Raw genomic sequence first — 25844 nt, 5'->3', positions numbered from 1 at the left:
AGACTTGGGGAGCTTGGTTGGTGGGGCGAGGTCTTCGACGGCCTGTAAGTGCGAGTGCGCCGCAGCGGGGCGCATCACTGCTTGTCATCTGCGTGCCGAAATACTACGCTACGTAGTATTTCAATGTGGGCAGGAAGAGCAGGTGGGACCCGGATGGCGATGCGGGCGAGGAAGTCCCGGCGGCCGATGGTGCTGGGAGTCGACTGGCAGACAGCTCAGGATCACGTCGCCGACCGCGCACTCTGTTCTCTCGCGAGGGATGACGACCTCCCGGGTGCGGCGTTACCCATACGACGACGATGATGCACACCGACACCATCGAAGCGCCGACGCCGCGACGACCACGCCGCCGGCTTAGCCCCCTACCCAGATTGTGGCGCTCGCTGACGTCGATGAAAACAGCACTCATGCTGCTGTTCCTGTTGGCCGCGGCGGCAATCCCGGGCGCTCTGCTGCCGCAGCGCCCACTCAACGAACAGAAAACAACCCAGTACATTGTCGACCGCGGCGCCCTCGGCACGTGGATGGACAGACTGCAGCTCTTCGACGTCTTCGCCAGCTCGTGGTTCACCGCGATCTACGTCCTGCTGTTCGTGTCACTTGTGGGATGCCTCACTCCCCGAATCCTCGAGCATCTGCGCGCGGTCCGAGCCCGTCCAGTTCCCGCGCCGCGCAACCTCACCCGCCTGCCGCGGCACCTCGAGGACACCGTAGAAGGAACACCCGAAGAGGTTGTTGCCCTCATCAACGCCAACCTCCGGGGCTGGCGCCGAGCCACCACCACACGACCAGCGACTACGCACCGACCCACCGCAGCCGTAGAGATCTCCGCGGAAAAGGGTTACCTCCGCGAGTGGGGCAACCTCGTGTTCCACTTCGCCCTACTCGCCTTGCTGATATCGATCGCGGCCGACAAACTTTACGGCTACGAAGGCACCCGCAGTCTCGTCGCCGATGGCACACAAGGGTTGTGCAACACCTCGACCGCGGTTTATGACTCATTCCGCGCAGGCAGCCTCGTCGATGGCACCGATCTCTCACCATTCTGTGTCCGCGTCGAGGGCTTCGATGCCCGGTTCCTGCCGAGCGGTCAGCCCGACATGTACGAAGCCGACGTCACCTACACCGGGGACGTGCGACAGTCCGATCCCGATACGTGGAGCACCGCACGCGTCCGAGTGAACGAACCGCTGCGAGTAGCAGGCGACCGCGTCTATGTCCTCGGCAACGGCTTCGCACCGACGTTCACTGTGACGTTCCCCAACGGTGAGCAACGCACTCAGACAGTACTGTTCATTCCCGACAACTTGCAGACGATGCTGTCCTCCGGCGCGGCCCGTTTCGATACCCCAGCCGGCCTCTACCCCGACCCAGACGAACGTCGCAATCGACAGATCGCGATCGAGGGCCTATTCGCGCCCACCGCAGCATTCCAAGGAACCCTGCTCACCTCATCGTTTCCCGTGCCGAATGATCCGTATGTGGCGATCAGGATCTACCAAGGCGACACCGGACTGGATACCGGTCGCCCGCAGAATGCGTACTCCTTGAACCGAGCGCTCATCGAGCAGGGTCGGCTCCAGCAGCGGGCACAGGTCAATCTCAGCCCGGGACAGACTCACACCATCGCCGATGGCACCGTGGTGCGCTTTGATGGGTATGAACGCTTCGTGTCCATGCAGGTATCACACGGGCCGGCACAGAACTGGGTTCTGTTGTCGGCGACCGTGATGCTGTCTGGGTTACTTGTGTCTCTATTTATCCGGCGTCGCCGAATCTGGGTGCGGCTAGTGCCCGTCGGAGTCGACGGCCAACGCACCGCAGTAACAATCGCAGGTCTGGCCCGCACCGATCAGGCCGGGTGGGGCGAAGACTTCGACCAGCAGGCGCGGCGATGGCTGACCCAGCCAGGGCCGACAAACCGCCGACCACGGCGCGCACATCAGCCATGAGATCTCACATCCGTACAGATCTCATCTCATTGAACCGCCCCCCCTGCAGGACGCGGCACCGAACCAACTGTCACGTCACAATCCATCCCGATCGCATTCACGCCACACGGAGGCCCATAGACCATGCGCAGAAACACTTCTCACGGCGCCGCCACCACGCCGGCCTCTTCGGCCAGATCCCTCATCGCCATCGCGCTGCTGTACAACATCGCGCGCCTAGCACTCGCTGCTGCGCTAACTGGACTAATTCTGCTGGTCGCCTACCTAATTGACGTGGACGTCCCGTTCTTCGTAACCGTCGTGCTCGCCGTGATTCTCAGTAGTCCAGTCTCGATGATCGCCCTCAAACCCCTACGAACTCGTATCAATTACCGGGCCGAAGCAATGGACTCCCGCCGAGCAACCAAGAAGGGACTCGCCAGACCGGACGCGACATGAGTTGGCATCAGGCCAGCAAACATGATCAGCCAGGCCCGACTGTCCTGCCGAACATGCAGTGCGGTCTGCCGGATCGGTGAAACCAGCGCAGTTCACCCTCGATGACCACCGACCCGCACCGTTCCTCTCAATCGATCGGGCTAGGCGTCAACTGTGTGGCCGTCGAACCGATCACTGGCCCGCGCGGATTTGGCCCGACCTAGTCTCGTCTCGAGAGCTCGCGACACCTGAGCGGGACCAACTCGTCCTCATACCTCCCGCGCCGATACGGCGGGTCATCCGACGACGTAGACGCCCCGGGTTCTCAGCCACTGTGCAGGATCGAGTTTGGGTCCATCTTGCTGCCAGACCTCGTAGTGCAGGTGTGGGCCGGTGGAGTAGCCGCGGTTTCCTACCGTTGCGATTTGCTCGCCGGCCTGGACTCGCTGCCCGACGCTCACCAGTGTCTCGTTGATGTGCCCATACACGCCGATCGTGCCGTCGTCTTGCAGCACTCGTATCCACAGCCCGAACCCATCAGCCGGACCGGATTCGATAACCTGCCCGTCGCTGGTCGAGACCACCGGTGTGCCAATCGTGTTGGCGATATCGAGGCCATAGTGCGTGGTACTCCAGCGCGCTCCGTAACTCGAGGTCACGGTGCCGTAGGTCGGTGCCGCCGACCGTGGCCGTTGTGGCACCGGGGGTTCAGAGGGCCGCGCGCGATCTGGCTGTGCCAGTTCTCGCATAACCGAGGTCAGCTCATCGCGTGACGATGCCCCTGCCGACGTGCGGTTTCGCTGTGCGTCCACCGATCCGACGGTTACAGATCGTGGGGCTGCTGCGGACTGGACGTCGACGGGCACGCCAGTCTGGGTCAGGGGAGTGATCGTTGGGTTGTGTTGATCGGCGAGCGCGGTGGCCGCGGTCCCGCCGGCAGCGCATAGAACCACCGCGGCCATGAGTGATCCACTCAACCCGGCAGCGGCCGCCGACCGAGTGGAGGTGTCCGAGACCTCTTCGCCGTCAAGAACCTCGAAGAAGCCTGACTGAGCTTGCTCGCTGGACTGAGGTTCAACGACACACAACGCCCGCTCCCACGGTGCGGTAGGTGCTGCCGATGAATGCCTGCCGAGGTCGAGCGGGCGCTGCGAGCGAGGCGGCCCGAAAGATCGATGGGCACGCCCGGCTTGGCGGGGTAGGGCGGTGCGCGAGCGCGCGGTGTATGGACGGCCACTGCGAGGTGGGTATGGCGGCGCCGCCCCGGGCGCCGTCGTCGATCGAGCATGCGGCGAGTAGGAGGGCACCGGGGCGCCCGAGATGATGGGCCGAGTGAACCCGGCCGGCACCTCGGGTTGGAGAGGCATTCGGTGTCGCCCGGCCGCATGCACGACGTGTGCATGCTCGGGCCGTGCGAGTCCAGGGGTGAGGCTCGCTGATGCGTCGCGCCGGAACGCAGAGATACCAGCGGAGGGCGGGCTGGGATCAGCTTTGCGATGCCGTGCCAAGGGGAGTCCTTCAGTCCAAGCGTCAGTCCGGATGGAAACAGTTCGATATCGAACGAGCCACAGACAGGTTACTACTATCCCGGTTAGTTTCTCCCCGTTGGCCCCAGGATCGATCCTTCGGGCTCTGCGAAGCTCCGATGGTGCGTTTGGTTGACCAGCGGGTACGTTGTGGCCGACTACGGGTCGGCGTCCATGCGTTCGCCAGTTCCCGCCTGGGCAACTGCGTCGGCAACGAAGCGTCCGGCTCGTAACGGTCACCATAGATCGAAACGACTGGGGGCTAGGCTGACAGCCCCTGTCGCCGACAGCCTGCACTCGACGATCACCCGCCAGAGAGCGTGACGGCGGTCCTGGCATGATCGGCCGCATGCGTGGACTGCTACGAGCGCTCGGGTGGGGTGCGGTCCTCGCCGCTACTGCCGGGATTGCTGCCCACTATTCTGGCCTGGTCAGCAATCTCGCGTCCCGGCTGGCGGCGTTCACGCCGGTGCTGATCATCGTCGGCGTCGTCGGTCTGCTGCTGTTGCTCGCTGCGCGCGCCTGGCTCTCCGCGGCAGGAGCTGTGCTCGTCATCGCCGTGGGCGTGACGGCGCAGGCCCCGCTGTATCGGGGGGCGGACGAACAGGTCTCGGACTCGGACCTGACCGTGATGCAGGCCAATATCTATCTCGGGCAGGCTGATCCGGACGCGCTAGTGTCGCGGGTGCGCGACTCAGGCGTTGACGTCCTGACGGTGGTCGAGCTGACGTCTGAGGCGGTGGGAGCCCTCGAGCGCGCCGGGTTGCGCCAAGCCTTGCCGTTCGTGTTTCTTCGTCCCCGAGACGGTGGAGGTGGAGCTGGCATCTATGCGCGGGCCCCGCTGACCGACGGGCAACTCTTGCGTGGGTTCGAATTGTCGAATCTTCGTGCGCGACTGCTTCTTCCGAACCGCACGCCCATCTCGATCTATGCACTGCACCCATTGCCGCCGTATCCCGAACCGTCGTGGCGCTGGGATGCCGAGCTCCGCGAGTTGCGCTCGATCCTCTTCGCCGACACAGATCCACTGATCATCGGCGCCGATGCGAACTCGACCTACGATCACCGCTCCTTCCGGCAGCTACTGTCGGGACCGCCGGATTCGCCCCAGCTGACCGACGCCGCCGAGCATCTCGGATCGGGCGTCGTCGCGACCTATCCTGCCGGCCGGCCCTACCCGTCGCTGCTTGCGCTCGACCGGGTGCTGACACGCAATGGCCCGACACCGACATCGTTCCGGCGGATCGATCTGCCGGGCTCCGATCATCACGGGGTACTCGCGAGCATCCGGCTCAGCGAAGGATGACGTCCCCGAGTAATCTCGAACCATCGGAACACCTCGGTTCGTGACCGACAGCCTTATGTCAACTCGATCGAGCCTGGCAAGATATCTCCCCCAACGCTTTCCATATGCCGCCACTCGCTACTTCATGATTCAGCCGGGTGGCGCCGGTGAGGGTGGAGGTGGGTTGCGGTCGCCGGGTTGGGGTATCGGGAAGGTCATCGACGGGCTCGGTGGGTCCGGTGGTGCGAGCCGGCTTTGGGGGTTGGCGCGCACCGCGGCCTCAGCCCCGGCCAGGGGCGCGGAGGCTCTGTCGCGGGCTTGTTGTTCGGTCACCGGTTTGCGGCCGTCAACCGGGATGAGGGTGTACCACTCTTCGGACTCGAGGTAGCGGGTGGCGAACAGGTACCACTGGCCGACCTTGAGGGGTGTGTCGCCGTTGACGGAAATGTAGACACCGTCTTTGACTCCGCCTTGCTGGTTGACTACCACGCTCTCGAAGACTTCGCCCTTGATCGCTGTTTTGGTGAGCACGCTGTACTGAGTTTCGGGGAGCCGCCCGAGCGCCTTGGCGCCAGCAGCTGATTCGACACGGCCGGTGAAGACGTGTGTGGAGATCGCCATCAGATTACGTAAGTCAGAGGTGTCGGTGATCGAGTCCGCATGGGCGGTCGAGGTGGCCGTGGCCGATTCGAGGGGTGGGATGCCCTCATTGACGGTTTGTTCGCCGCACGCGGCCAGGGTGGCAGCGGCGAGGATGCCGGCGATGCCGAGCGTGAGGGCCGCCGGTCGTGTTGCTCGGTGGTGGGTCATCAGAATCCCCACTTGTTGTGGTACAGGTCGCGGGTGAGCCGGTGGGTGTGTAGGACGTTTCGCGGGCCCCGTCATTATCTGCCATCAGGTCGTTGGAGCAGGTGTGGAACAGCCCCAGTGCGTGCCCGACCTCAGTCCAAGTTATGTCACTTTCTAGCAAAAGTTCCTGTCCCCCAGCTGTTTTAATGTGCCGATAACGTATGTTATGTCAGGTAAACCTGTCATAGCTAATGCAGATGTTTGGTAATCCTGACAGTCACGGGTCTACCCTATCTGCATGGGTTGGACGCACGAGAGCGACACACACTTCCACGAGGCGGCGCTGGTGGCGGTGTTCGAGGATGGGACCGAGAGTCGCGGGTCAACCATGGTTGGCGGTGTGGACTACGAGCTCATCGACCCCGGGCGTCGCGGCAAGGATGGTTTGCGGCCGTCGGCCGAGATTGCTGGCTGGGTGTTGCGCTGCGATTGCGCCCGGCGAACCAGCTCCGATGTGTCGACCTGGACCGATCCGGTCCAGTGGGCGCGGGTGCCCTCAGCGTCGCTGGAGGACCTCGTCGGCCATCGCGTGTTTGCCCCCGATACCGACCTCGACGTCAACGTGCGGCCTGAGGTCGCGGAGGTTGCACGCGCGGTGTGGCGGCGTGAGCATCTCGACCCGATCGACGTCGACTACGAGATCCAGGCCGCCGCAGATGCCCGCAGGGACGCCGACGCGCGCCTCGACGCCGCAGTGGCCAAGGCTCGCCGACTGGGCCGCTCGTGGGCCGACATCGGAGCTGCAGCCGGGATGACACGGCAGTCCGCCAATGAGCGTTGGAAAGCTCGCACGTGAGTACTACTGCCGGATGAATCTGATCGGGACACCCACGTCAATGGGCATGACCGGAGCCGACGTTCGTTGGGTTCCCGCGCGATTCGGTCGTCAGACTGTTTGATGGGTGATCGTCCGGTGGTCGAGTACGAGCCGGGTGTCCAGTGTCTCGCTCCCGCGGTCCGCACACTCCTCAGGGGTCGCGAACAGCACGCAGCAGTCGACGTCAGCGACTGCTGTTGACCGCCAAAGTATGCCGTCCACGGGACCGCCTGGGAGGCCGTAGCGCAGGAATTCGGTGATGATCTGGGTCGGGATGTAGGTGACCTCATCGGAGCCACCAGGGCGGGTGGGTTCACCGATGGACTTGATGAACTCCCGCAGAAACACAGTGGCCGGTCTCCGGTCCCTGTCGGCTGCGTTGAACAGGGACGGCACGGGCGGCGGGGTACGCAGATCGAGTACCCGCACTCCACGGTGGAGAGCGAACTCGCCGACGCTGAGCCCGCTTCCGGGGTCGGCGTACTTGCTCACCTCCCCGACGGCACCGGCACGGGTTGAGGCGCCGTAGAACGCGCTGATCCCCGCCGCCGTCATCCGGTTACTGCGGGCGTACGCCGACGGCGGTGGGCCGATCTCGGAGGCGGTGGAGAACGTCTCCCCCGCTTTGCCGACCCTCGCGCGCCACCAGGTGTCGCCGGCGGGCAGGTCGATGACCAGATCGGCGAGTTGGACGGCTCTGGTGACGGCGGCGGGAACCTCGTGCACCAGATGCATCCCCGGCTCGTCTTCCTCGGCAGGATCGGGCAGCAGGAACGTGTAGCGGCGCCGCGTGCGAACCTCCTCACGAAACCGGTCCCAGCTCCATGCGAGGCCCATGCCCACCGGCGGCACGGCCAGATCGCGGTCGCACCACTCGGTGGTGTGGATGCTGCACGCGATCGCCTCAATGACGGCGTGGTCGCTGCTGACGTCGTTCTCGTAGAGCAGTTCCTCGGTGTCTTGCATCGCGGCCTGATACCCGTCCTCGCGGGAGTCGTAGTACGCCACGTTGATCGGGTCGTCGTGCTCCGTCCTCAGCCCATCGACGATCAGCTCGAGGACGACGTCGAGCGACGCGGCGGGTCGCCCTCCGCAGAACTTGCACGGTCCGAGCGAGGTGTCAGCGGCCTGATGGACTGCCTGCTTGAGGATCGGTTCGTCGAGGCACTGCGAACAGACAACCGCATCGGAGTAGGACCAGCCCTGCTCCTCGGCCTGCATCATCATGCGCTTCGCCATACCCATGGCATCACTATCTCGCGGCCCTTCGTTTCGCGCGAACGACAACGTCGGGGCCGGACCCGTACCTGCAGCGGGGATGACATGGCAGTGGGCGAATGGAGCGGTGGAAGGACAGGGTGTGACGAGCGCTCGGCGATCGCTCTGCACCACTGACGACCGGGGATGAAGCCCTGCTCGGCATCGGGAGGTACACGGCCGCGCCGTGCGTCACCCCGTTCATGGCGGGTGGTCGCACGGCGCGGGTGTCCAGGGAGAGGGTTGGTTACATGCGGATTCCGAAGATGGCTTGCATGCACCACTTCATCACTCCGGCCCCGACGGGTCCCAGCCGCGGAATCCACGCTTTGGCCGCCGAGATGGCACCCGAGGGGCCGCCGAAGGTGAAGCCGATGACGATCGGTGCAGCAGCGACTCCGAATCCCCCCAGGCAGCCGGCGAAGCGTGCAGTATCGCCGGCGACACTCACCTGGTGGCGACCTGAGGCAGCTCCGGCCAGCAGTGGACTCGGCTGTGCGTGGGTGGGGGCCAGTTCGGTCGCGGATGCCGTTGCTGCGGGTGGGGTCGGCGCAGGCTGGGCCGTGGCCGAGGAGTTGGCGGCGAAGGTCATAACCAGCCCTAGGAGCAGGGAAATTACGATGGTGGCCGTGGGCGCGAGGATGCGGCGCGGCCCCAGAGGGGAGGGTGTTTGCGATGACATGTGCGTGTTCCGTTCAGGGAGTGGATGGTGTGTGCCTTCTCGATCTGAGACGTCCGGCCGTCCGTCCGCACCTGGACGGACAAGCTCGGATGAACCGCGTGCGTCGTTCAGTCCAGTTCCGGGTGCCGCAGCCGCGCGGAGGGGCAGGATTCGAATGATCGGCACCCGACTGCGCCTCGGAAGGACCGTGTGATGTGGCGATGACGTCATCAGCGCGCGACGAACTCCCCGCCCAGTCCCCTGCCTCAACGGAGACCGATAGCGATCACCGCGCAGCCGCGGCAGCGTTTAAGACCGAACTCAACGCGTTCCGTAAAGGGCATCCGAACTCCAGCTTCGAAGCGTTGGAGAAGGCCGTGGCCCGACATCATCCACACCTCGGTGTCGGCAAGACCACCCTGAATGACGCGACCCGCGGTGATCGGCCCCTGCCCACGATGCGCACGCTGACCGCCATGGTGATGGCGTTGACAGATGATCCGGCCGAGGTGGCTAGCTGGCAGCAGCGTCTCGCCGATCTCACAACATCTGCGTCCCCGCCTCCGCCTCCGCTCGGACCAACAGCGCCACCCACTACCGGCGACCACCTCGGCCGGCGCCAGCAGCAGCGGCGGCGGTGGCTGCTCATCGTCGCGATAGTCGCCGTTCTGATCGGCAGCAACGCCGCCACATTCAGCATCACCCGCCACATGTCGACACCGTCGCCGCCTGCCGTTCGCACGGGTGACAACCCGATCGAGACCGTCTGCTTGACAGACGCACGCCCCGCCGCGAGTAGCACCGACAACCCGGCCTTTCTGCTCGAGTTGATCTTCTCTCCGAGCTGCGATGCTGGGTGGGGTCGGATCACCCGTTTGGCCGGCGCCGACACCAACAACATCCTGTCGGTCACCATCTACCGCAGAACGGACCCTCGCGGGCCATCACGCCAGCCAGCCACCGAACCCGATACCCACTCAGCTTTGAGCACTCTCCTCGTCCGGGACAACCCCACCGACCGGCTCTGTGTCACTGGGTGGGCGACCATCGACGGCCAGCGCACCGCCAGCCCCACTCCCCTATGTATCTGACATTCATCGGCCTCCTCAGTGGCTCCGTACGACTGCGCCCCCGCCAACCGATGCAGTTGGCGGGGGCGCAGTGGGGTCTGTCCGATATTCGGTGTAAGCGGCGGTTTTCCGATTGCTCGGCGGGTCAGCGTTCTTCGGCTGCGGGCATACGATCGGCGAACGTGATTGCCAGGGCGTTGAGCGCTGGCTTCGGAGCGTACGGCCCACTTCGTCTGACCGGTACCCTTCGGGTCCAGTGACCGGGTGACCAGGTAGAGCGTTTTGAGTGCGGACTGCTCGTTCGGGAAGTGTCCGCGAGCGCGCACCGCGCGCCGGTAGCGGGCGTTGAGACTTTCGATCGCATTGGTAGAGCACAACACTCGCCGAATCTCGACGTCGTAGTCAAGGAACGGAATGAACTCCTCCCACGCGCTCTCCCACAGTGTCACGATCGCTGGGTACGGCGTGCCCCACCTTTCGGCGAATTCCTCCCACCGCAGCCGGGCCTCAGCGGCGGTCGACGCGGTGTAGATCGGTTTGAGATCGGCGCTGATCTTGTCCCAGTACTTGCGGGAGGCGTACTTGAAGGTGTTGCGGATCAGATGGATGATGCACGTCTGTACCGTGGCCAACGGGAACGCCGCAGATACACTGTCGGGCAACCCTTTCAATCCGTCACAGACAACGAAGAAGATGTCGCGGACACCCCTGTTCTTGAGGTCGGTGAGCACCGCCAACCAGAACCTGGCCGACTCGCCGCCCCCGTTGCCAGCCCACATGCCGAGGATGTCTTTGTGCCCGTCGAGATCAACACCGATCGCGGCGTAGATCGGCCGGTTACGCACCTGCCCGTCTCGGATCTTTACCATGATCGCGTCGATGAACACCGCCGCGTACACCTTCTCCAGCGGGCGTGCCCACCAACCCACCATCTCCTCGATGACCCGATCAGTGATGCGGGAGATGGTGTCTTTCGACACCGACGCACCGTAGACATCGGCGAAATGCGCCGAGATCTCTCCGGTCGTGAGGCCTTTGGCATACAGCGATAGCACCACCCGATCCACATCGGTGACGCGACGTTTGCTCTTACCGACAATCACCGGGTCGAAGGTGCCGTTGCGGTCGCGGGGGACCTCGATCGGCACCTGCCCGCACGCGTCAGTCAGGACCCGTTTCGTGCGCGTGCCGTTGCGCGAATTGCCGGTGTTGCGGCCGGCCACGTCATGTTTGTCGTAGCCAAGATGTTCGGTCATCTCCTCATCGAGCGCGGCTTCGAGCACGCTCTTGGTCAATGCTTTGAGCAGCCCGTCAGGACCGGTCAGTGCCACTCCCTGAGCGCGGGAGCTACGTACTAGATCGCTCACCAGGGCCTGCTCGGCCTTCGAGAGCTCACGCACCGCATCCGCGGTGGTGACATCGTGTTCCTGACCGGTCTGAACCGGCCCTGCCACCGGGGCATCCACGCCCCCGATTGTGTCGGTCATCGTCGTGATTCCTCCTGCCCCACGCCGGGGGCGATCAAAACCACTTACACCGAATCAGCGACAGTCCCGCGCAGTGCACATCAGTCACCAGGTGAGCTGCGGCTGTTTCGTCGGAGCCTGGTAGCTGTCGAACTGCCAGCCCTTGAAGCCCTGGGCACAGGCCGTAGCGCCAAGGTTGGGGTTCTGCGTGAGGACCGTGTTGCGCCACGCGGTGCATTCCACGAAACCGTTGTAGGTGTAGGTGTTCGCCTGCGCGGGTGCCGCAGCGAGCCCGCCAACGATCGCGGATGTACCGATTCCGGCGGCGACGGCACAGGTGAGCAGGGCGGCGCGGATTCTCTTCGTGATGTTCATAGTGATCTCTTCTTGGAATGTGTGTGATTGCTACACAAAGTGATTGGTGTCGGTAGCTGCTGAGTCAGTCAGGCAGGCTTCGAGAACAGCGGGACGCAGGTGCGCCTAAGACGAAAAATGGGGGGGGCGAGGTAGTGACCCTCAATGCTCGCCCTCGCTCGACCACGTGCGGGTCGGACGGCGCCCATCGGCTTTGGCTAGGACGCAGTGTTTGTCAGCGGACGAACCCGATTGGCGCCGCGCAGGCGCCAATGTCCGCGCTCTGACGAGAAACCCGCGCCCGCAACGCTCAGTCCTGCGCTGGAGCCGCTACCTGACCTCGAAGTGCGGATCGTCCGGGAGGGTGGACCATTCCCCACCCCAGACGATCTGGCCGCCCATGCTGGCGAGCTTGGCGCGAATCTTGGCGGTTTGCTCGGGCGTGAAGGTACCCGAGAAGCCTTGACCTCCATGAATTTCCAGGTTGAGGTCCACTGCGGTGCCGCTGCTGTGATTGGAATAAGTTGCATTCGTCGGCGGGACGAGTGCCGGTTCGGCCCAAGACCAGTCGTCGCCGTTACCGAGAGTGATTGGCTCGACGTTGGCGTCAAACCAGGTGACGAACTCGCGGAGCAGTTCGGTGGGCTTACCTGGGGCGGTCCAGAAGTTGACCCCGTTCACGGCCCACTGGGTGGTCTGGGCCTGAGCGATGAGAGGGTACCCATTCTGGGAGGTCCCGGCGGAGGCAGAGCCGGCACCAAGGATTGATGCGCACCCGACAACCAGCGCCGAACCGGCGACCAGGAGATGAGTGCGGAGGCTGCGGGAAGGCAGCATGGAGTGAGAGTGACTGGACGGCATCAGTCAGCCTTTCGATTCGATTGTTGGTGTTGGGTTCTCGGCAAAGGTCCGGACTGACGGCAACCAGCACGGATTTGACAAAGAGGACCTTTGGACATCCTACCTGCGCAGAGCGCCCATCCCGGTATCCGACGGGCCACGCCCCTGCTTTTGCAGCTACATCGAACGCGCCTGTCCCCACCAGCTCGCCTGTTAACAGGTCCAGGTCGTTGAAGGTGAGAACACGTATGGCGTTGTGTGAGAGGCAGTTCGCTCTGCGCGGGGCGTTACAGTGGTCCGCGACACGAGAAGGAAGGATGAAGCGTCATGGCTGATCCCCGTGAGCTCGACGCTCCCGAGCTGAACAGATTCATTGCGAGGCTTCTGGATGATGCGTTGTCCCCGACTCCGATTTCTGCCGAGCCGGACGGCTGGCGTATCGAGGGTGTGAGCGCCGAGCCGGACCACACAGGGTTATGGATTGCGCTGGGTCGGATGGACGATCCGGAGAGCTATACCGAATTTCGCTTTGTGTATGCGCCCGAAGCAGAGGGACGATAAGTGGGCATTTCTCGGTAGTCCTGGTCGACAACACCACTAGCTTCAAGGAGATTGAACGATGGCGATATGGGCACGTTGGTCACCGGAGAACATGCTGTACCCGTGTCCTCAGTGTCCTGGTGACGACTCCGTCGACTGGCCCGCCCGGTTGGCGACGAGACGTGATGCCGATACCGAGGAACGACGAAACGACGACTGCGATCATGTGCTGATCCAGGCGCCACATTTTCAGCAGACAACAGAGGATGACCCGCGGGCCGAATGGGCGACTATCGACGATTGGGATCCGCCGGTCGGCTGATTCTCTCCGGAGGTCTACGAGGGCGGTGACTGCTGACGCACGGAAGTCGGGTCGGTCGGAGAGGGTAAGCCCGGCGTGCTCTGTGTCAGGGCGACCAGCTCCTCCAGACACTGGAGGTGGGTGCTCACTTCGGAGATCCAACCGTCTCGTGTGTGAAGTTGCCCAGGATTGACCGGGCCTGCAACAACAGGAGGGTCGACGAGGCGCTGCTTCCAGTCCGACTGCTCGGACCGAATCCACTCACTGAGGGCGCCGAGGTTTCGGCGGCATGTTTCGGCTCCGGCCACCAGCGACCGTATCCGCTCGGAAATGGCGGTTCCTTGGCCGCGGTGATAGGCCGCAGCGCGGTCGTCTAGCCGAATAACGCTGTCCTGGAACGCTAGCTGCTGGCGTGTTGCCAGGTCGGCGATGGCGGCGTTGAACCACTCGATCAACGTGCGGCGTGAGGCTCGTGCGCGGAGGTCGTCGTTGTCGCGGGCAAGACGATCAGCGATGCCGGTGACACGATCGGTGGAGGTGGCGAGCTGGCCGAGTGAGTGGTTCAGCGTCCCCAGCGTCGACTCGAGTGAGGCGATTCGGGCGCGCGCAGCGTGAAGCTCAGCATAGAGGGCGTGATCGGCCGCGGTGCCCTGAGACACGACCTTGTCACGTGGATAGCCGCGCATCACACGGTCCTCCGTTCACAGCCCAACAGCGCGTCGTGCCTCACCTTATCCAGGGGCAGTGACATCTCTCAGCATGATCGCGGCCCCTATCCCGTGCCGAGGACATCGACGGTCGCGCCGTTCTCGCTCGCGTAGGCGTGCGCCTCGGCGTGTTCGGCGTCAGTGAACGCGCGGGTCTGTTGTGGCCGACCGGGTGGGCGCACGATCAGGGTGAGGTCGGAGAGGTCGGCTCGTGCACGTTTGGGAGCGCGGCGGTCGCTGATTCCGCCGGCGGTTTCGATGTTCTCGGTCATGGCTCATCCTTCGTCACAGGCTCGGCAGGTCGGATCGCGCCCGCGGCGACCGTGAGCGGGATCGAGGCGTGTGATTGCTCGTTGGCGCTGGCCACCCGAACCGAGACCACCGCCCACCATCTGCCCTGGCTGCTCTGGAGCCATGCGTGCTGCCAACCCTGCATGCGTTGTTCAAGGCGTGCTCCACCGGTCCTCACCCGCAGCGGCACCGTATTGGCCGGGGTGAAACCGCCGGTCATGCCCGCCGCGGTCATGTCGATCCACACTGGCCGTGGCGGGTCGAATACCCGTAGCGTCCTCCGATCAGACCACTCCTCGAACATCTATTCGAGTCTAGCTGTAGGGTGGGTTGCACGGGCGCGGACGTCCGGTTAGGAACGCGGAGGGAAGCCGCAGCACGAGCCGGGGTCCGCGCCCCTTTGTGGCTTGACCTCCCACCGAGAGCGCATGGAACTCCCCCGTTTCTGCTCACGCGCCGCGCTCCGGCGCTGCGTACATGCACATGAGGGTGCGCGTCATACGACGTCCTGGAGCGACTGGGTGTGCACCGGATGAGCGGATCGGCACTCGTCCGCGATATCAATCCAACGACTGATCGTGGTCCTGTGCACGCCGACGATCCTGGCCGTCTCCTCGCGCGAAGCGCCGTTTCGTTCGCGGACGAGCACGCGCGCAACAGTGGCCTCGTCGCTCTGGACCCGACCCCTGCTGCGGACGAGACGGGCGAGTTGGAGGTCGTCACCGGTGACGTGCACGTCCATGTCAATCGGGAGCGTGTATGACTGGTCCGAGGCGTCCGTTTCGTCCACGCTTGCCCGGCTGACCTGGGGTTGTGCATGGGATGCACCAGCGGAGGGATCGGCGTGTGCACGGTCCGAGGATTCGAGCTGAACTTCGCCTGGTTCGTGAGCGTGGTCGGTTCGCGATGGCATCGGTTCTCCCCCACCGGCCCAGACGTGCATCACGAGTCCGTGGATGCTCGCCAAAAGAGCCAACGGTGCGACCATGGCGATGGCCACCGCCATGAGTCCGTGTGCGACGCCCTGGTCGCCGGCGGCGAGGTACGCGTGGCCCGCGTTACCGGCAACGCTGACCGTGCTGAAGATGGCCAGCATCGAAAAGTGGTAGCGCTTGCCGGCATCGTCGCGACGCCGGGTGGCGACATAGACGCACCAGGTGGCTTGCAGGATGAAGACGTCGATGACGACTGGCAGCAACGCTGTCAGCGAGTCGGGAATTGCGCCTGACCTTCGCCCGAGGTCGGCTAGTGCGTTGAAGCTCAGCGTGAACGAGGCGCCAACCACGATGAGGCTGAGAACAACTGCTGTGGCCACGCTCGCGGTACTGGTGGCACTGCTGCCTCGCTGGGGCGCGCGCGAAGTAGGGTCGGACATAGATCAACAGCTCCATTTCTGTTGGTCGCCGGTCCTGGTGGTGCTCCAATCACCACCAGGACCTCTTTAACTCACCCAGTCAGGCGGCAGGCCCGCCAAGGATCAAACGTTGTGCAGTTGTGCCGTTACAACGTCAGTGGCGCGGTCGGCCTGGCTTCGCGTGTGCGGTTGCGGCACTCTCGGCGCGGATTGCCTCGATGACCTGCTCCGGTGTCATCTCGTTCATGAGCTTGCGGACGGCATATCGTGCGATAGCGCTGCGAGAGTCGATTCGGGGCTTGGTGCGGCGGCCGGCAATGCTCACCTCTTCCAGCCAGTCGTCGGTCGGCTCATCGAAGTAGATCGTGCTCGGGCCGACAGTGCGTCCCGTCGTACTCGCCGCGGTCGCCGCACTCGCCGTGCTCGGTGCGGATGCGGGAGTCGCAGGCTGCTTCTTCTTGGTAGGCGAAGAGGCCTGCACGGCCGCTGGGGCGTTGGCTGCGGTGTCAGGCTGCTCGGGTGCGGGCTCCGGCGCCGTAGCCGGTGCGGCAGAGACAGCGGGGGCTGTGTGCCGCGGTGGTGGCATTGAACGTGCCCTCGCGCGCTTCTGTCGGGCCTGGGCCATGTCATCGAGTCCACTCATCGGACGTACTCCTGGACGAACTTCGCGGTCTTTTCGTATGCCTCGGCGACAGGCTGCAGCGCCTTTGCCGGCGGGTTCTCTGAAGTGATGGCGATCCTCTTTGTCCGTCGTTCCACCGCAACTGCTCGTGGAATCGGGGGGCCAACCTGGACCGGGGTGCCTTCGACGGCCCTCGCGAGCCTTCTGAGTTCCGCCTCAGGCGGAACAGGCGGGATCATCGTGGGCGAGATGATGAGCGGATAGTCCGGCATGTCGTTGATCAGTTCCTCCGTGGCCGTCAGGTCCAGGTTTCGAAGTGGAGTTGGCACGATGACGGCGTGAGCGACGCTGAGGGCGCCAGCCGCAGCTGGGGAGATCCCGGGGTGGGTGTCGACGATGACCCATTCGGTGTCCCACTCCCCCGCCCATCGTTCAAGGGCGTCGGCCACGACGTCGTGCTGCGGCATCTGGTCGTAGAGGTCGGGGTGGCCGGGAACGAGACGTGGTTTGCCGTGGCCCTTCAACGGACGCGGGGTGCGGCCGCTTTGGAGTGCATCGAGAATGGGGATGCGGAGCCGGTCCAACGGCCGATACCCCCACTTGCCGGTCACTCCCCCACCGTCATGCTCGAAGTCGACTAGGACCGCATCGAGTAGGTGAGCGAGCTCGTAGGCTCCCGTGCTCTTCCCCACCCCGCCTTTCCGGGAGTGGTGCACGACGATCTTTGCCATTGCGATCCTCCATCGTTGAAACGTTGTGACTGCACAATGCTCGAAACTTATCCCGGCGCTTCAACGCCGGAGCGTTCTGCCGTTTCAGATTTGTAGCGGCACAACGGTGCAACGTTGTAAATCTGAAACCTTTGACCCGTGCAACGTTTGGCAGTTGCCATGTTGAAACGTTATCTCGTTACGTTGCCGCAACTTTGTAGGGCTGTAGCTACGTAGCACTGGAAGTATTTAACTACACAACGTTCCCACGTGACAACGTTACACGCCTACAACGTTCCCAGCGTCTAACGTTTCCATCGCCTAACGTTCCCAAGCTCTAATGTTTAGGTTTTTCGCAGTTGTAGCGTTACAACGCTCGTCAGCGCTGCCTCTCGATGGAGGTGGAGACGATCACGAAGCAGCATCGACGAGGTGAGGGCCCAGAGGGGGACTGGGTTTTTAACTATCGGGCGGAGTCGCCGTCTCGGGTGGCGGCCCAGGCCGCGCACCGGCCCACCGGTAGTGGCTGCCACCAGACGTCTCGGCTGCCACGGTGACGAACAGGCTGCCTTGCTCCCGTCCGGCAATATCGGTGTGGGTTAGACGGTCCCGAAGAACCTTGAGCCCGCTCCGCATGCGAGCCCTCTCACCTGGCCCTTCGGCGTGATAGGCCTTGCGTTCGCCGATGATGCGCGCCCGGAGTTGTTTCGCTCGTTCGAACGCACCGCTAGAGGTAGCCGCGGAGTCGACAGCTCCTTGATCTGACTGAGCGGGGGTGACTGTCCAGCGGGTTCCCTTCCCCGTGCCGATCCGGGTGACCAGCCCCAACGAACCGAGGGTGTTGAGCAGGCCCAGGACGCCCCATCCGGTACCGCCGGAGGGCAGGGGGGACTTAGCCGCCACCTCGGGGGTGGTGACCGCACTTTCTTGGGTGGACAGCGAAGACCACAGGGCGTGTGCATGGTGGCCTAGTTGCCCCCACAGGGGGTGGAGGCGTTGGTGGTCTGTGACGTCATGGTCACCATCTCCCCGGTAAAAAGTGTCTGGCACCCGTAGCGCGTACAGGGCAGCCTCGTTAGCTGGCCCATCCTGCCAATCACGGGTGCGAACGAGCAGGCCACGCTCCTGGAGGCGTTGGAGGTGTACGTACGCGCGGCTGTCACACACCGACATCCAGGTCGCGAGGCACCGTTTGGCGATCGGGCGATCGACGAGGCCGTGGCCGTCGGTGAACCGGTGAGTGATGACCGCGACCGCGGCCGCAACGAGGTCAGGTTCGTCCCAGGTGGCGACCTCGGCCAGCGCGTCGTCGACAAGTGCTTGGTCGGCGGGGTCCAGCGGCGGCCGATGGGTACTGGCCCGCGCAGTGATGCTCTGCCAGTGCGCGGCACACGCAGAGCGGGCGCGCCGGCGGTCACCGTCGCGGTCGCGGAACTTCGCAAAGGCTGGACAGTGGGCGTAGAACCAGCGCACCGCCGCGAACGAACGCAAACCGACGTCCCACAACACCCACGCCGCGGCCGTCGCCGCCGCTGAGCGATCGTCACCTCCGGTGTCGTTGAGGATGCGCCACTGCTGCGCCGAGATGGGCGTGCGCCGCCGCCAGGCTCGTGGTGCCTGCCACTGCAACTCCTCCGCACCATCGGTGTCAGGGGCGAGCTCGTGCATCTGCGCGGCCGCGGACAGCGCGATCGTGGGAACCGGGGTGGGGGAGTGGGGGGTGAGGTCGTCGGCGATGGCGGCGCGTACCCGGTCGCCGGCATGGGCGACGACGGCGCCGATACGCACCCGCTTGACCCGACCGTCGCGGCGGTGGACCTCTACCTCGAGTCCTGGGCGGTATACCTCGGCATCGAGCTGCACGCACCACCCGTCGTCGTGGCGGGCGAAGGCGGCCTGCACCGGCCCGGGCTCATCGCTACCTAAGGCGGTGCGCAGCCTCTCGGCGGTCCGGACAGCGGTGATGGGTGTGAGGTCGTCGTTGACCGGTGTGCAGTGGTGCCCGCCGGGTTTCAGCGAGGCGCTGCCCGGCAGACGGAGCAGATGTCCTGGGCTCAGCACGTCGATGCGGCGAGCCGACAAGTTGAGGTGGCGGCGCAGATCTGCGAGGAACTCGCGGATGCCGCGATCCGAGTCAGGGGAGGCGCACTTAAGGATCACGTGCAGCGAGTCCGGGCTACCGGAGCGAGCCAGGTAAGCGGTAGTCGCGGAGTAGTCGCCGAGCACGTCGCGGAGGCGTGGCCACACCTGCTCAGCGCAGCGGTCGAGGTCGATCACAAGCAAATCGCTGCGAATCGGGGCCACAACCGCCCAGATGGCTTTCCCGCCGCCGGCCCGCTCGGCCTCTGTGATCAGTTCGATCGGAGTGCCACTGCGCTCCCGGCGTGCCTTGTTCGCCGTCGCAGTGCCCGCCAATGCGAACGCCTCGCCACCGGGAGCGGGCAGCAACCGGTACACCTCGGACCACCGCGACTCAGTAACCGAGTCGTGATCCGACACGCGTCCATCAGAACTAGCGCGAACAAAAGGGTACGCGCTACCCTGAGACCAGTCCGACACAGACTGTCCCTTCGGGGTCATTGAGTGCGAGATTCCCGGCTCACACTCACAAACTTCACGAACGCCCTCGGTTCCCGCCGGGGGCGTTCGTCGTTTCAGTTATGCGCTATCACGCAGCGGTAGAACCTCCTTCAAAGGTGGTACGCCGGGAATGGGTTGGCCTAGATCGTTCGCCACGAGGGCGCCCAGGTAGTCGACAACATGCATCCCGCGCGCCTTGGCGGCCGACTGGATCGTGGTCTTCAATGCTTCCGTTGGAGACAGACTCAACGTCACCAAGGACTTGCCCGAGGGGTCTTTACGCGGTCGGCCGGCCATGACGGCCATTCTTCCGCGCAGAAATAGAAATCGCGTCATCGACACGCCGTAGGTGTGCGACCTATCGCTAACCCTACGACAAACCTCGCTTAAACCTCGCTGCTGAGGTGGACTACCTCGAAGACGCCGACTCGACTTGTCGACGGATGGCCTCCGCTAGCTCGGAGGGATGAGTCTCAGGCAGCCAGTGCCCTCCCTCGATCTCTTGGGAGAACGTGAGATCACGAACTACATGCGACGTGCGTTCGGCGACCGCGCGCGTATAGAACGCGTCGCTACTTCCCCACACGTAAGCAGTAGGGGGCGGGCCTGTCTTTCCTGCCCGAACCGGCCGCTTAGGTGGACGTATCTGCTCGATCATCATCTGCCGGTACCAGTTCAGCGTGGCGGTAGCAGCGCCTGGCTCTTGCATTCGGTTCTGGTAGTACTGCGCTCGGTCGGCGGGTAGGCCCGTTGAGCCAATGAATTGGGCAAGTCGATGGCGAAGGAAGAGCTCGGGAACCGCAGGAAGCGCGATCGCAGCGATGTACCAGCTCCGCAGCGCCTGAGTGGAGTGCGTGAATGACCAGGCAAGGGCGGCCGGGTGGGGAGTGGAGATCACAGTTGCTGAGGCGATCCGGTGAGGATGGGTTTTGCGCAGTGTCCACAGGAGCGCCCCACCCCAGTCATGACCAACGACGTGGGCCGTATCCAGGCCTTTCGCATCGAGGAGAGCAACGACATCGCTCACCAGCTGGTTGGAGCCGTACGCCGCCCGGCCCGACGGACGGGCGCCTGGAGAATAACCGCGCAGATTCGGGGCAAGCACACGGAAGCCGGTTTCGGCCAGGATCTCAGCGACAGCCGTCCATGAGGTCGAATCCTGTGGGAAGCCGTGCAGCAGCACTATCGGCTCGCCGTCCTCAGAGCCGTGTTCGGTAACCTGTAGCGTCAGTGAATCCGAGGTGAAGGTATGCACTGGTGTTTGGGTCCTCTCCGAACGGGGGCCTCTGGCGGGGCAAGCGCACCCCAGACTGTCAGACGTTGTGTGTAATGGTCGATAGCGGGTCTAGGGGTATGAAGCTATGACCGGAACTTTTTTGCGGCGACGTGGCGCGGCCGCGTCGTCCGGCCACATCGAGCAGGTGCTGGCCCAGATTCCATTGATCCCACCGTGGACGGTCGATGAGTTCTGCGCCTGGGTAGAGGAACGCTACGACCGCGAGATCAAGTTGTCGCCTTGGCAAACCGAGGCTCCCGAGGCCGGCGAACCGGGTTCATGCGGATTGCTCTGGGTCACTCGAGACGCGTTCATTATTAACTACGACGACACACGCAGCGAACGGCATCAGCGACAGCAGATCTTCCACGAGATCGGGCACATTCTGTGCGACCACCGCGGCGACTCATGGAACCCCGAGGCGATGAAGGGTTTGGCCGAAGGCCTCGACCTCGCGATGGTCGAGCGCGTGCTACACCGCAGCGTGTTTGACTCGGCCGAGGAGATCGCCGCTGAACTCGTTGGTACGCGCTTGGCAGTGCTCAGTCGCATGCAACGCGGTGACGGTCGGTTCGATCGGATCGCTAGTGCGTTCTTCGAGCCTGTAAAGCGATGACTCCGAGCCAGACCCTCATTGACCAGACCACGACCGCTGTCCCGCTTGAGATAGTCGGTACTGGAGTTGGTTTCGGGCTGTTACTTATCGCGTACAGAATGCTCGTCATCCGCGACCGCCGACCGACGACGACCGCAGCACACTGGTATGCGCTGTTCATTGGTGTCTACGCCGCCCTTCGGATCGGAGTTGTCCACGATTGGGTCATTGCCCATCTGCACATAACGCTGGGCGATGTCCGGCTCATCGGAGCGATGCTCCAGGTGTGTTCGGCTGCTGCGCTTCTTCTTCTTGGCCTGTGCTGGCGATCACGGACCGGCGACGTCCGAAAGTGGGTGCGTCCGGCTTTAATCGCGGGGGTCACCGTGGTCTGCATCGCTCTGCTGATCATCCACGAGCCGGTCCGTAAGACCGGCCTAGCCGTCGAAGAGCTGGATGGCTCCTGGCGCACCGGGGCCTATCTCACTCTGCACAGCTTCCTGTTCATTCCAGCTGAGCTCGTGGTTGTTGCAACCCTCTGGCAGATGGCGAAATCGACGACCAGCGCGCGCCGCCTGTTGGTGACGTTGCTGTCCCTGGCGATTGCGTTTAGCGCCTTCAATCTGCTCCTCGTGATGGGAGCAGGCTGGCTAATGAGTGCTGGCGTCGATGGTCCGCTCACCGAGCCCCGCTCCATGGTGCGCAACGACCTTGCGCTGTATCCGACGCTTTTGCCGTGGATACCAGTCGGTATCCCGGCGGTGGTGGTGGACATCCGTCGTAGGCTCGGATTGAACCGTGGTCCTGCGGATCGAATGGCTCAGCTGCGGCCCTTGTGGAGCGACCTGACCGCTGTCGCGCCCGCGTATCGTCTCGCCGAACTCGGACCTGACGACGGCTTGCCCAGTGAGGCTGAACGCGAATTCAGGATGCGTATTGAGCTGGAGGAAATCATCTTTGCGGTCTCTCGGTACTTACCGCCAGGTACCGCGTGGCCGGACACTCCCGACGGACGCGCCCATGTCTTAGGCGAGGCGTGCCAGAAGTTCGCGGAGCATCAGACGACCGCTGGCGGCGGCTCTTCCCCGGAATCGAGGATGCTGGTATCAGCGGCGCGGCCCAGTTGGGCTACCGATGATGCAGAGCTTGAGGCCGTTGCGAATGCCTGGGCCGCCCAGCGGCCTGCCACTCGCCTAATTGGCGTCGGGTGAGTTCTTTTTCGTCATAGCGTTTAGGGCGGCTTTGAGCTTAGAGATGAGCTGCGGATCCTGATCAACGTCCCGTGTGGCTATGTGCTGAACACCCAGATCGCGAGCTTCACTGAGAAGTTCGAGTCTCTCGTGCATGAGGAGGATTCGGTCGACCTCGTCGGAGGAGAGCGAGGCATGTTCTGGGGCAAGGTAAGCGATGTCGAAGAGGCCGAACACGGCAGCCAATGGAGCGACCAAGTCGGTGGGCACGGCCTTTGGCGTGTCCCCCGTGAACCGGTCCGGTCTGTTTTAGAGTCCTGATTGCCCTGTTGAGGGCAGAGAAGGGACGATGAGGATCATGGCAGGACGCAAGCGCCACTCGGCAGAGGACATTGTGCGCAAGTTGCGCCGGGCTGACGAGTTGGCGGCGCAGGGCAAGACCGGCGAGGAGATCGCCGCCGACCTCGAGGTGTCGGCAGCGACGTTGTACAACTGGCGCCGCCAGTACGGCGGCATGGACGGTGACGCGGCCAAGGAGCTCAAGGAGCTGCGTGAGCAGAACGGCCGGCTCAAGCGGCTGCTCGCCGATGCCGAGTTGGAGAAGGACGCGCTACGGGAGATCGCCAAGGGAAAATTCTGAGCCCAACCGCCAAACGCGCCGCCATCGACATGCTCAAAGACGTGATGAACATGTCAGAACGCAAGGCGTGCAAGGTTGTTGGGCTTGCTCGTTCAGCGTATCGTCAACTGCCGCAAGCGCACACCCCGGCTGACCCGGATGCTGGCCTGCGCCAGCAGCTACGAACCTACGCCCGTCAGAACCCACGCCACGGGTTCCGTCGGGCGTGGGCCTGGCTACGTTTCGACGAAGGCGACACCGTGAACAAGAAGAAGGTCCACCGGCTGTGGAAGGAAGAAGGATTGCAGGTGCGCCGGGCGCCGCGGCGTAAACGGGCCGGCCAGTCGTCGGTGCCGATTGTCACCGCGGACGCACCGAAAGTGGTGTGGGCATTGGACTTTCAGTTCGACTCCACTGTCGACGGACACAAGATCAAGATCGCGTCCATGGTCGATGAACACACCCGGATGTCGCTGCTCAACATTGTGGATCGCTCGATCGCCGCCGACCGGTTGATCGAGGAGTTGAAGAAGACCTTCGCGATCTGGGGTGGCCCACCGAAGGTGCTGCGCATGGACAACGGCCCTGAGTTCATCTCTGAGGCCCTCCAGACGTTCTGTGCAGGGTCGGTGGGGATCTCCTACATTCCGCCTGGCACGCCGTGGAACAACGGGTTCATCGAGTCGTTCAACAACCGGTTGCGCGACGAGTGTTTGAACCGCAACTGCTGGCCCACCCTGTTGGAGGCCCGCATGGTCATCGAAGACTTCAAAGACGACCACAACCACCGACACCGCCACTCAGCGCTGGGCTACAAGACCCCGGCCGAGTACGCTGCCCGATGCACCCACCAGCACCACCCCGTGGGCTGCGAGATCGACTGACCGACCGCAAGAAAGAACTGGCTCTAGGACCGACTGGACCGGTTATCGGGGACCTGCCACCTTCTCTGTACCTTCTCGTAGCCCGCGGATTAGGTCTTCGGGCACTGGAGCGTTTACCGCCGTGGATACCTTGTCCGCTATCTGACGGTCGGTGAGTGCCGGTTCATGCCGGCTATGCCCAAAAGTGACAAGTCTGCTGATGCGCTCGCTCAGAGGTGGGATCACATTTCCTGCCTTCACTGACTGCGCGCAAATCGGCGTTCGTACCGCTCACGCTCTTCGTCTGAGGGGGTCTGGTAGTAGCCGGCTAGCCACCGAAGGTACCGAAGGTCGTCAATATCCTCAGCGGTTCCCTGACTGGGGTTCGACCGAAGGTGATCATCCAGGGCGATCACGAGATCGGCGAGGTTGCCTTCTCTACGGAAGCTTTCGGCAAGGCGGATAATCCAAGCTCGGGTGAGCCGGTCGATTGTGTACCGCAGTTCGGAGATGCCCGCTTGGACGTCGTCAGCCAGATCAACAGGTAGCGCGTCGAGCGCCCGGCCGTTGCGGGTGAGTTCGGCCAGCGCGTCGGTACGCAGAACCACGCCGTGCTCGAAGGCCGTAACCGGCTGGGCTGGCCTGGCTCGTCGAGGGTCGGTTGGCTCTTCCCGTGCAGACGCGTTGGAACCAACATTTCCTGTGATTGGAGTCGGCTCACCGCCCTCGAAGGCCCTGCCCGCGCTGCCGGGCATCCACTGGAGCGCTTGATCAAGCTTTCCGAAGGTAACGAAGTCCGGCTGCGCTATCTCACCGTGCTCGAGCCTCCGCACCGTCAAGCTGCTTGGTCCGCCAGCCTCGCGGACGGCGGATTGAGACATGCCGAGCTCTCGGCGCCGAGCCTCGACGAGCCGTCCGAAGCGCTGGTTGTTGGCCACACCCCGCACCCTATTCGGTTTTGTGCGGTGTCTTCGCAACGAGGTCGCGCTTGACAATGAACCCCGTCTCATAGCCGGAAACTCTTACGCTTTGGTCAAGGTTAGCGTAGCGGATCTGCACATCTAGAGGTAACGTACGGCGATGTTATGCGTAAGTTACTCGTACCTGTCGATCGAGCGCACCTTTCCTCGCCTCGGCGCCTCCCGCTGCTCGTCGAACGAGGCGAACGTGGCGAACGTGGCGAACGTGGCGAGCGGCAACCGCATCCGAGCTTTATGACGCGCGCTGGCCTAAGCGGGCGTACCGGGAGGCCGGCGTCGCGAGCGCTCGTAAGCCGCGCGGTACATCTCGATCGGAACATCCAAAGCGGCCGCCAAACGCTGTGCGTACTCCTCAGTGAGGGCCACTTCACCGCGCTCAATTGCTCCAACCGTGGCGGTGGGGACCTCGGCTTCACGACCAAGTTGCGGCTGAGTCAGGCCCCGCAGGATGCGCAGATCGCCTGGAAACCGCTCATGTTCGGGGATATGGACGAGGTCGCCGATCGATACGCCCAGGGTGTCAGCGGCCCGGGCCAGCAGGTCAACTTGAGGCGTCGCGTGCCCGGTCTCCCAGTGGTGAAGTGTGCTTCTTCCAATGTTCGCGAGCCGCGCGAGGTCCGAGAGAGAAAAGTTGCGGTCCACTCGAAGCTGGTTCAACCGACCAGGGGAGAAGCCCCGCATAACACGACGGCTCACAGAGAGATTCCTCGCGCGCTCATACC

Annotated in this window: 27 protein-coding genes and 1 pseudogene; 9 read left to right on the top strand and 19 right to left on the bottom strand. The window is 63.9% G+C overall.

Translation table 11 applies throughout. The features are described from left to right. Positions 1 to 299: 299 nt before the first annotated feature. A complete protein-coding gene (gene resB, locus BLU62_RS04765) occupies positions 300 to 1952 on the top strand; it encodes a cytochrome c biogenesis protein ResB (RefSeq protein ID WP_370659211.1) in 1653 nt (550 codons plus the stop codon). A 123-nt stretch (positions 1953 to 2075) separates the two neighbouring features. Next, positions 2076 to 2390 (top strand): DUF4229 domain-containing protein, encoded by a 315-nt coding sequence (locus BLU62_RS04760; protein WP_011161122.1) that lies wholly within the window; start codon positions 2076 to 2078, stop codon positions 2388 to 2390. A gap of 275 nt (positions 2391 to 2665) precedes the next feature. On the opposite strand, the gene BLU62_RS04755 is transcribed toward BLU62_RS04760, so the two are convergent. Next, positions 2666 to 3331 (bottom strand): M23 family metallopeptidase, encoded by a 666-nt coding sequence (locus tag BLU62_RS04755; protein ID WP_099047831.1) that lies wholly within the window; start codon positions 3329 to 3331, stop codon positions 2666 to 2668. Between the two features lie 901 nt (positions 3332 to 4232). Here BLU62_RS04755 and BLU62_RS04750 point away from each other — a divergent pair. Continuing rightward, the gene (locus BLU62_RS04750; protein WP_011161120.1) at positions 4233 to 5201 is read left to right on the top strand and encodes an endonuclease/exonuclease/phosphatase family protein; all 969 of its coding nucleotides are present in this window, start codon (positions 4233 to 4235) and stop codon (positions 5199 to 5201) included. A 129-nt stretch (positions 5202 to 5330) separates the two neighbouring features. Here the strand turns inward: BLU62_RS04750 and BLU62_RS04745 are convergent, their stop codons facing one another. Then, entirely contained in the window at positions 5331 to 5990 is a 660-nt protein-coding gene (locus BLU62_RS04745) for a hypothetical protein (RefSeq protein ID WP_011161119.1), read from the bottom strand. Positions 5991 to 6267: 277 nt separating this feature from the next. On the opposite strand from BLU62_RS04745, the gene BLU62_RS33190 reads away from it, so the two are divergent. Continuing rightward, a complete protein-coding gene (locus BLU62_RS33190; RefSeq protein ID WP_011161118.1) occupies positions 6268 to 6825 on the top strand; it encodes a hypothetical protein in 558 nt (185 codons plus the stop codon). A 90-nt stretch (positions 6826 to 6915) separates the two neighbouring features. Here the strand turns inward: BLU62_RS33190 and BLU62_RS04735 are convergent, their stop codons facing one another. From BLU62_RS04735 to BLU62_RS34850, 3 genes are all read right to left on the bottom strand, one after another. After that, positions 6916 to 8091: a HEPN-associated N-terminal domain-containing protein gene (locus BLU62_RS04735; protein ID WP_011161117.1), complete on the bottom strand. Its 1176-nt coding sequence runs from the start codon at positions 8089 to 8091 to the stop codon at positions 6916 to 6918. 259 nt (positions 8092 to 8350) lie between these two features. Next, on the bottom strand, positions 8351 to 8785 hold the full coding sequence (locus BLU62_RS33185; RefSeq protein ID WP_011161116.1) for a hypothetical protein: 435 nt from the start codon (positions 8783 to 8785) through the stop codon (positions 8351 to 8353). Positions 8786 to 9030: 245 nt separating this feature from the next. Continuing rightward, positions 9031 to 9474 carry a hypothetical protein gene (locus tag BLU62_RS34850; protein WP_176453429.1) on the bottom strand — a complete coding sequence of 148 codons (444 nt, stop codon included), beginning with the start codon at positions 9472 to 9474 and terminating at the stop codon, positions 9031 to 9033. Here BLU62_RS34850 and BLU62_RS34845 point away from each other — a divergent pair, their 5' ends adjacent. Next, positions 9475 to 9855 carry a DUF2690 domain-containing protein gene (locus BLU62_RS34845; RefSeq protein WP_223213835.1) on the top strand — a complete coding sequence of 127 codons (381 nt, stop codon included), beginning with the start codon at positions 9475 to 9477 and terminating at the stop codon, positions 9853 to 9855. Positions 9856 to 9979: 124 nt separating this feature from the next. Here BLU62_RS34845 and BLU62_RS04720 read toward each other — a convergent pair. From BLU62_RS04720 to BLU62_RS04710, 3 genes and pseudogenes are all read right to left on the bottom strand, one after another. Continuing rightward, a pseudogene (locus BLU62_RS04720) lies at positions 9980 to 11321 on the bottom strand (IS256 family transposase). 84 nt (positions 11322 to 11405) lie between these two features. Next, entirely contained in the window at positions 11406 to 11675 is a 270-nt protein-coding gene (locus BLU62_RS04715) for a hypothetical protein (RefSeq protein WP_011161113.1), read from the bottom strand. Between the two features lie 309 nt (positions 11676 to 11984). Then, positions 11985 to 12335 carry a M15 family metallopeptidase gene (locus BLU62_RS04710; protein WP_223213834.1) on the bottom strand — a complete coding sequence of 117 codons (351 nt, stop codon included), beginning with the start codon at positions 12333 to 12335 and terminating at the stop codon, positions 11985 to 11987. Positions 12336 to 12821: 486 nt separating this feature from the next. On the opposite strand from BLU62_RS04710, the gene BLU62_RS04705 reads away from it, so the two are divergent. After that, positions 12822 to 13055 carry a hypothetical protein gene (locus BLU62_RS04705; RefSeq protein WP_011161111.1) on the top strand — a complete coding sequence of 78 codons (234 nt, stop codon included), beginning with the start codon at positions 12822 to 12824 and terminating at the stop codon, positions 13053 to 13055. Between the two features lie 315 nt (positions 13056 to 13370). On the opposite strand, the gene BLU62_RS04700 is transcribed toward BLU62_RS04705, so the two are convergent. From BLU62_RS04700 to BLU62_RS04660, 8 genes are all read right to left on the bottom strand, one after another. Further along, complete coding sequence (locus tag BLU62_RS04700; protein WP_011161110.1) at positions 13371 to 14021, bottom strand: hypothetical protein; 651 nt, start codon at positions 14019 to 14021, stop codon at positions 13371 to 13373. A gap of 86 nt (positions 14022 to 14107) precedes the next feature. Then, complete coding sequence (locus BLU62_RS04695; protein WP_011161109.1) at positions 14108 to 14314, bottom strand: hypothetical protein; 207 nt, start codon at positions 14312 to 14314, stop codon at positions 14108 to 14110. Beyond that, positions 14311 to 14637: a hypothetical protein gene (locus BLU62_RS04690; RefSeq protein WP_011161108.1), complete on the bottom strand. Its 327-nt coding sequence runs from the start codon at positions 14635 to 14637 to the stop codon at positions 14311 to 14313. Before BLU62_RS04690 ends, BLU62_RS04695 begins: the two co-directional genes overlap by 4 nt. Positions 14638 to 14829: 192 nt before the next feature. After that, positions 14830 to 15648 carry a DUF2637 domain-containing protein gene (locus tag BLU62_RS04685; RefSeq protein ID WP_223213833.1) on the bottom strand — a complete coding sequence of 273 codons (819 nt, stop codon included), beginning with the start codon at positions 15646 to 15648 and terminating at the stop codon, positions 14830 to 14832. 193 nt (positions 15649 to 15841) lie between these two features. Further along, positions 15842 to 16330, bottom strand: coding sequence for a hypothetical protein (locus tag BLU62_RS04680; protein WP_074848390.1), 489 nt, complete (start codon positions 16328 to 16330; stop codon positions 15842 to 15844). Continuing rightward, positions 16327 to 17040 carry a ParA family protein gene (locus tag BLU62_RS04675; RefSeq protein ID WP_011161105.1) on the bottom strand — a complete coding sequence of 238 codons (714 nt, stop codon included), beginning with the start codon at positions 17038 to 17040 and terminating at the stop codon, positions 16327 to 16329. The genes BLU62_RS04680 and BLU62_RS04675 overlap by 4 nt, the downstream gene beginning before the upstream one ends. A 438-nt stretch (positions 17041 to 17478) precedes the next feature. Next, positions 17479 to 19518, bottom strand: coding sequence for a hypothetical protein (locus BLU62_RS04670; RefSeq protein ID WP_011161104.1), 2040 nt, complete (start codon positions 19516 to 19518; stop codon positions 17479 to 17481). Between the two features lie 490 nt (positions 19519 to 20008). Further along, positions 20009 to 20854, bottom strand: a complete 846-nt coding sequence (locus BLU62_RS04660; protein ID WP_011161102.1) for an alpha/beta fold hydrolase — start codon at positions 20852 to 20854, stop codon at positions 20009 to 20011. Between the two features lie 106 nt (positions 20855 to 20960). Between BLU62_RS04660 and BLU62_RS04655 the strand changes: the two genes are divergently transcribed. Continuing rightward, a complete protein-coding gene (locus BLU62_RS04655; RefSeq protein ID WP_011161101.1) occupies positions 20961 to 21491 on the top strand; it encodes an ImmA/IrrE family metallo-endopeptidase in 531 nt (176 codons plus the stop codon). Next, a complete protein-coding gene (locus BLU62_RS04650; protein ID WP_011161100.1) occupies positions 21488 to 22681 on the top strand; it encodes a DUF6545 domain-containing protein in 1194 nt (397 codons plus the stop codon). The genes BLU62_RS04655 and BLU62_RS04650 overlap by 4 nt, the downstream gene beginning before the upstream one ends. Here the strand turns inward: BLU62_RS04650 and BLU62_RS04645 are convergent. Continuing rightward, complete coding sequence (locus BLU62_RS04645; RefSeq protein WP_011161099.1) at positions 22664 to 22930, bottom strand: hypothetical protein; 267 nt, start codon at positions 22928 to 22930, stop codon at positions 22664 to 22666. The genes BLU62_RS04650 and BLU62_RS04645 overlap by 18 nt on opposite strands. 88 nt (positions 22931 to 23018) lie before the next feature. Here BLU62_RS04645 and BLU62_RS04635 point away from each other — a divergent pair. Beyond that, positions 23019 to 24163, top strand: a protein-coding gene (locus BLU62_RS04635; protein WP_099047829.1) for an IS3 family transposase whose coding sequence is annotated in 2 segments (ribosomal slippage) — positions 23019 to 23286 and positions 23286 to 24163 — 1146 coding nt in all. Because the reading frame shifts where the segments join, the coding sequence is not laid out codon by codon here. Positions 24164 to 24399: 236 nt separating this feature from the next. On the opposite strand, the gene BLU62_RS04630 is transcribed toward BLU62_RS04635, so the two are convergent. Beyond that, complete coding sequence (locus BLU62_RS04630; protein WP_011161097.1) at positions 24400 to 25080, bottom strand: helix-turn-helix domain-containing protein; 681 nt, start codon at positions 25078 to 25080, stop codon at positions 24400 to 24402. Positions 25081 to 25371: 291 nt separating this feature from the next. Next, complete coding sequence (locus tag BLU62_RS04625; RefSeq protein WP_342028580.1) at positions 25372 to 25779, bottom strand: helix-turn-helix domain-containing protein; 408 nt, start codon at positions 25777 to 25779, stop codon at positions 25372 to 25374. Positions 25780 to 25844: the final 65 nt, after the last annotated feature.

Origin of the sequence: Gordonia westfalica, assembly GCF_900105725.1 — a bacterium.
GTDB classification, from domain to species: domain Bacteria; phylum Actinomycetota; class Actinomycetes; order Mycobacteriales; family Mycobacteriaceae; genus Gordonia; species Gordonia westfalica.
Note: the sequence above shows the minus strand (reverse complement) of the source record. Positions and strands in the feature narration are given on the sequence as shown.

Coding starts and splice junctions, on each gene's coding strand:
- BLU62_RS04735 (WP_011161117.1), bottom strand. CDS start 8,091: ATGGGTATGGCGAAGCGCATGATGATGCAGGCCGAGGAGCAGGGCTGG.
- resB (WP_370659211.1), top strand. CDS start 300: ATGATGCACACCGACACCATCGAAGCGCCGACGCCGCGACGACCACGC.
- BLU62_RS04760 (WP_011161122.1), top strand. CDS start 2,076: ATGCGCAGAAACACTTCTCACGGCGCCGCCACCACGCCGGCCTCTTCG.
- BLU62_RS04750 (WP_011161120.1), top strand. CDS start 4,233: ATGATCGGCCGCATGCGTGGACTGCTACGAGCGCTCGGGTGGGGTGCG.
- BLU62_RS04680 (WP_074848390.1), bottom strand. CDS start 16,330: ATGAGTGGACTCGATGACATGGCCCAGGCCCGACAGAAGCGCGCGAGG.
- BLU62_RS04705 (WP_011161111.1), top strand. CDS start 12,822: ATGGCTGATCCCCGTGAGCTCGACGCTCCCGAGCTGAACAGATTCATT.
- BLU62_RS04690 (WP_011161108.1), bottom strand. CDS start 14,637: ATGTTCGAGGAGTGGTCTGATCGGAGGACGCTACGGGTATTCGACCCG.
- BLU62_RS04715 (WP_011161113.1), bottom strand. CDS start 11,675: ATGAACATCACGAAGAGAATCCGCGCCGCCCTGCTCACCTGTGCCGTC.
- BLU62_RS04695 (WP_011161109.1), bottom strand. CDS start 14,314: ATGACCGAGAACATCGAAACCGCCGGCGGAATCAGCGACCGCCGCGCT.
- BLU62_RS04745 (WP_011161119.1), bottom strand. CDS start 5,990: ATGACCCACCACCGAGCAACACGACCGGCGGCCCTCACGCTCGGCATC.
- BLU62_RS34845 (WP_223213835.1), top strand. CDS start 9,475: ATGTCGACACCGTCGCCGCCTGCCGTTCGCACGGGTGACAACCCGATC.
- BLU62_RS33185 (WP_011161116.1), bottom strand. CDS start 8,785: ATGTCATCGCAAACACCCTCCCCTCTGGGGCCGCGCCGCATCCTCGCG.
- BLU62_RS04650 (WP_011161100.1), top strand. CDS start 21,488: ATGACTCCGAGCCAGACCCTCATTGACCAGACCACGACCGCTGTCCCG.
- BLU62_RS33190 (WP_011161118.1), top strand. CDS start 6,268: ATGGGTTGGACGCACGAGAGCGACACACACTTCCACGAGGCGGCGCTG.
- BLU62_RS04655 (WP_011161101.1), top strand. CDS start 20,961: ATGACCGGAACTTTTTTGCGGCGACGTGGCGCGGCCGCGTCGTCCGGC.
- BLU62_RS04755 (WP_099047831.1), bottom strand. CDS start 3,331: ATGGCCGCGGTGGTTCTATGCGCTGCCGGCGGGACCGCGGCCACCGCG.
- BLU62_RS04675 (WP_011161105.1), bottom strand. CDS start 17,040: ATGGCAAAGATCGTCGTGCACCACTCCCGGAAAGGCGGGGTGGGGAAG.
- BLU62_RS04700 (WP_011161110.1), bottom strand. CDS start 14,021: ATGCGCGGCTATCCACGTGACAAGGTCGTGTCTCAGGGCACCGCGGCC.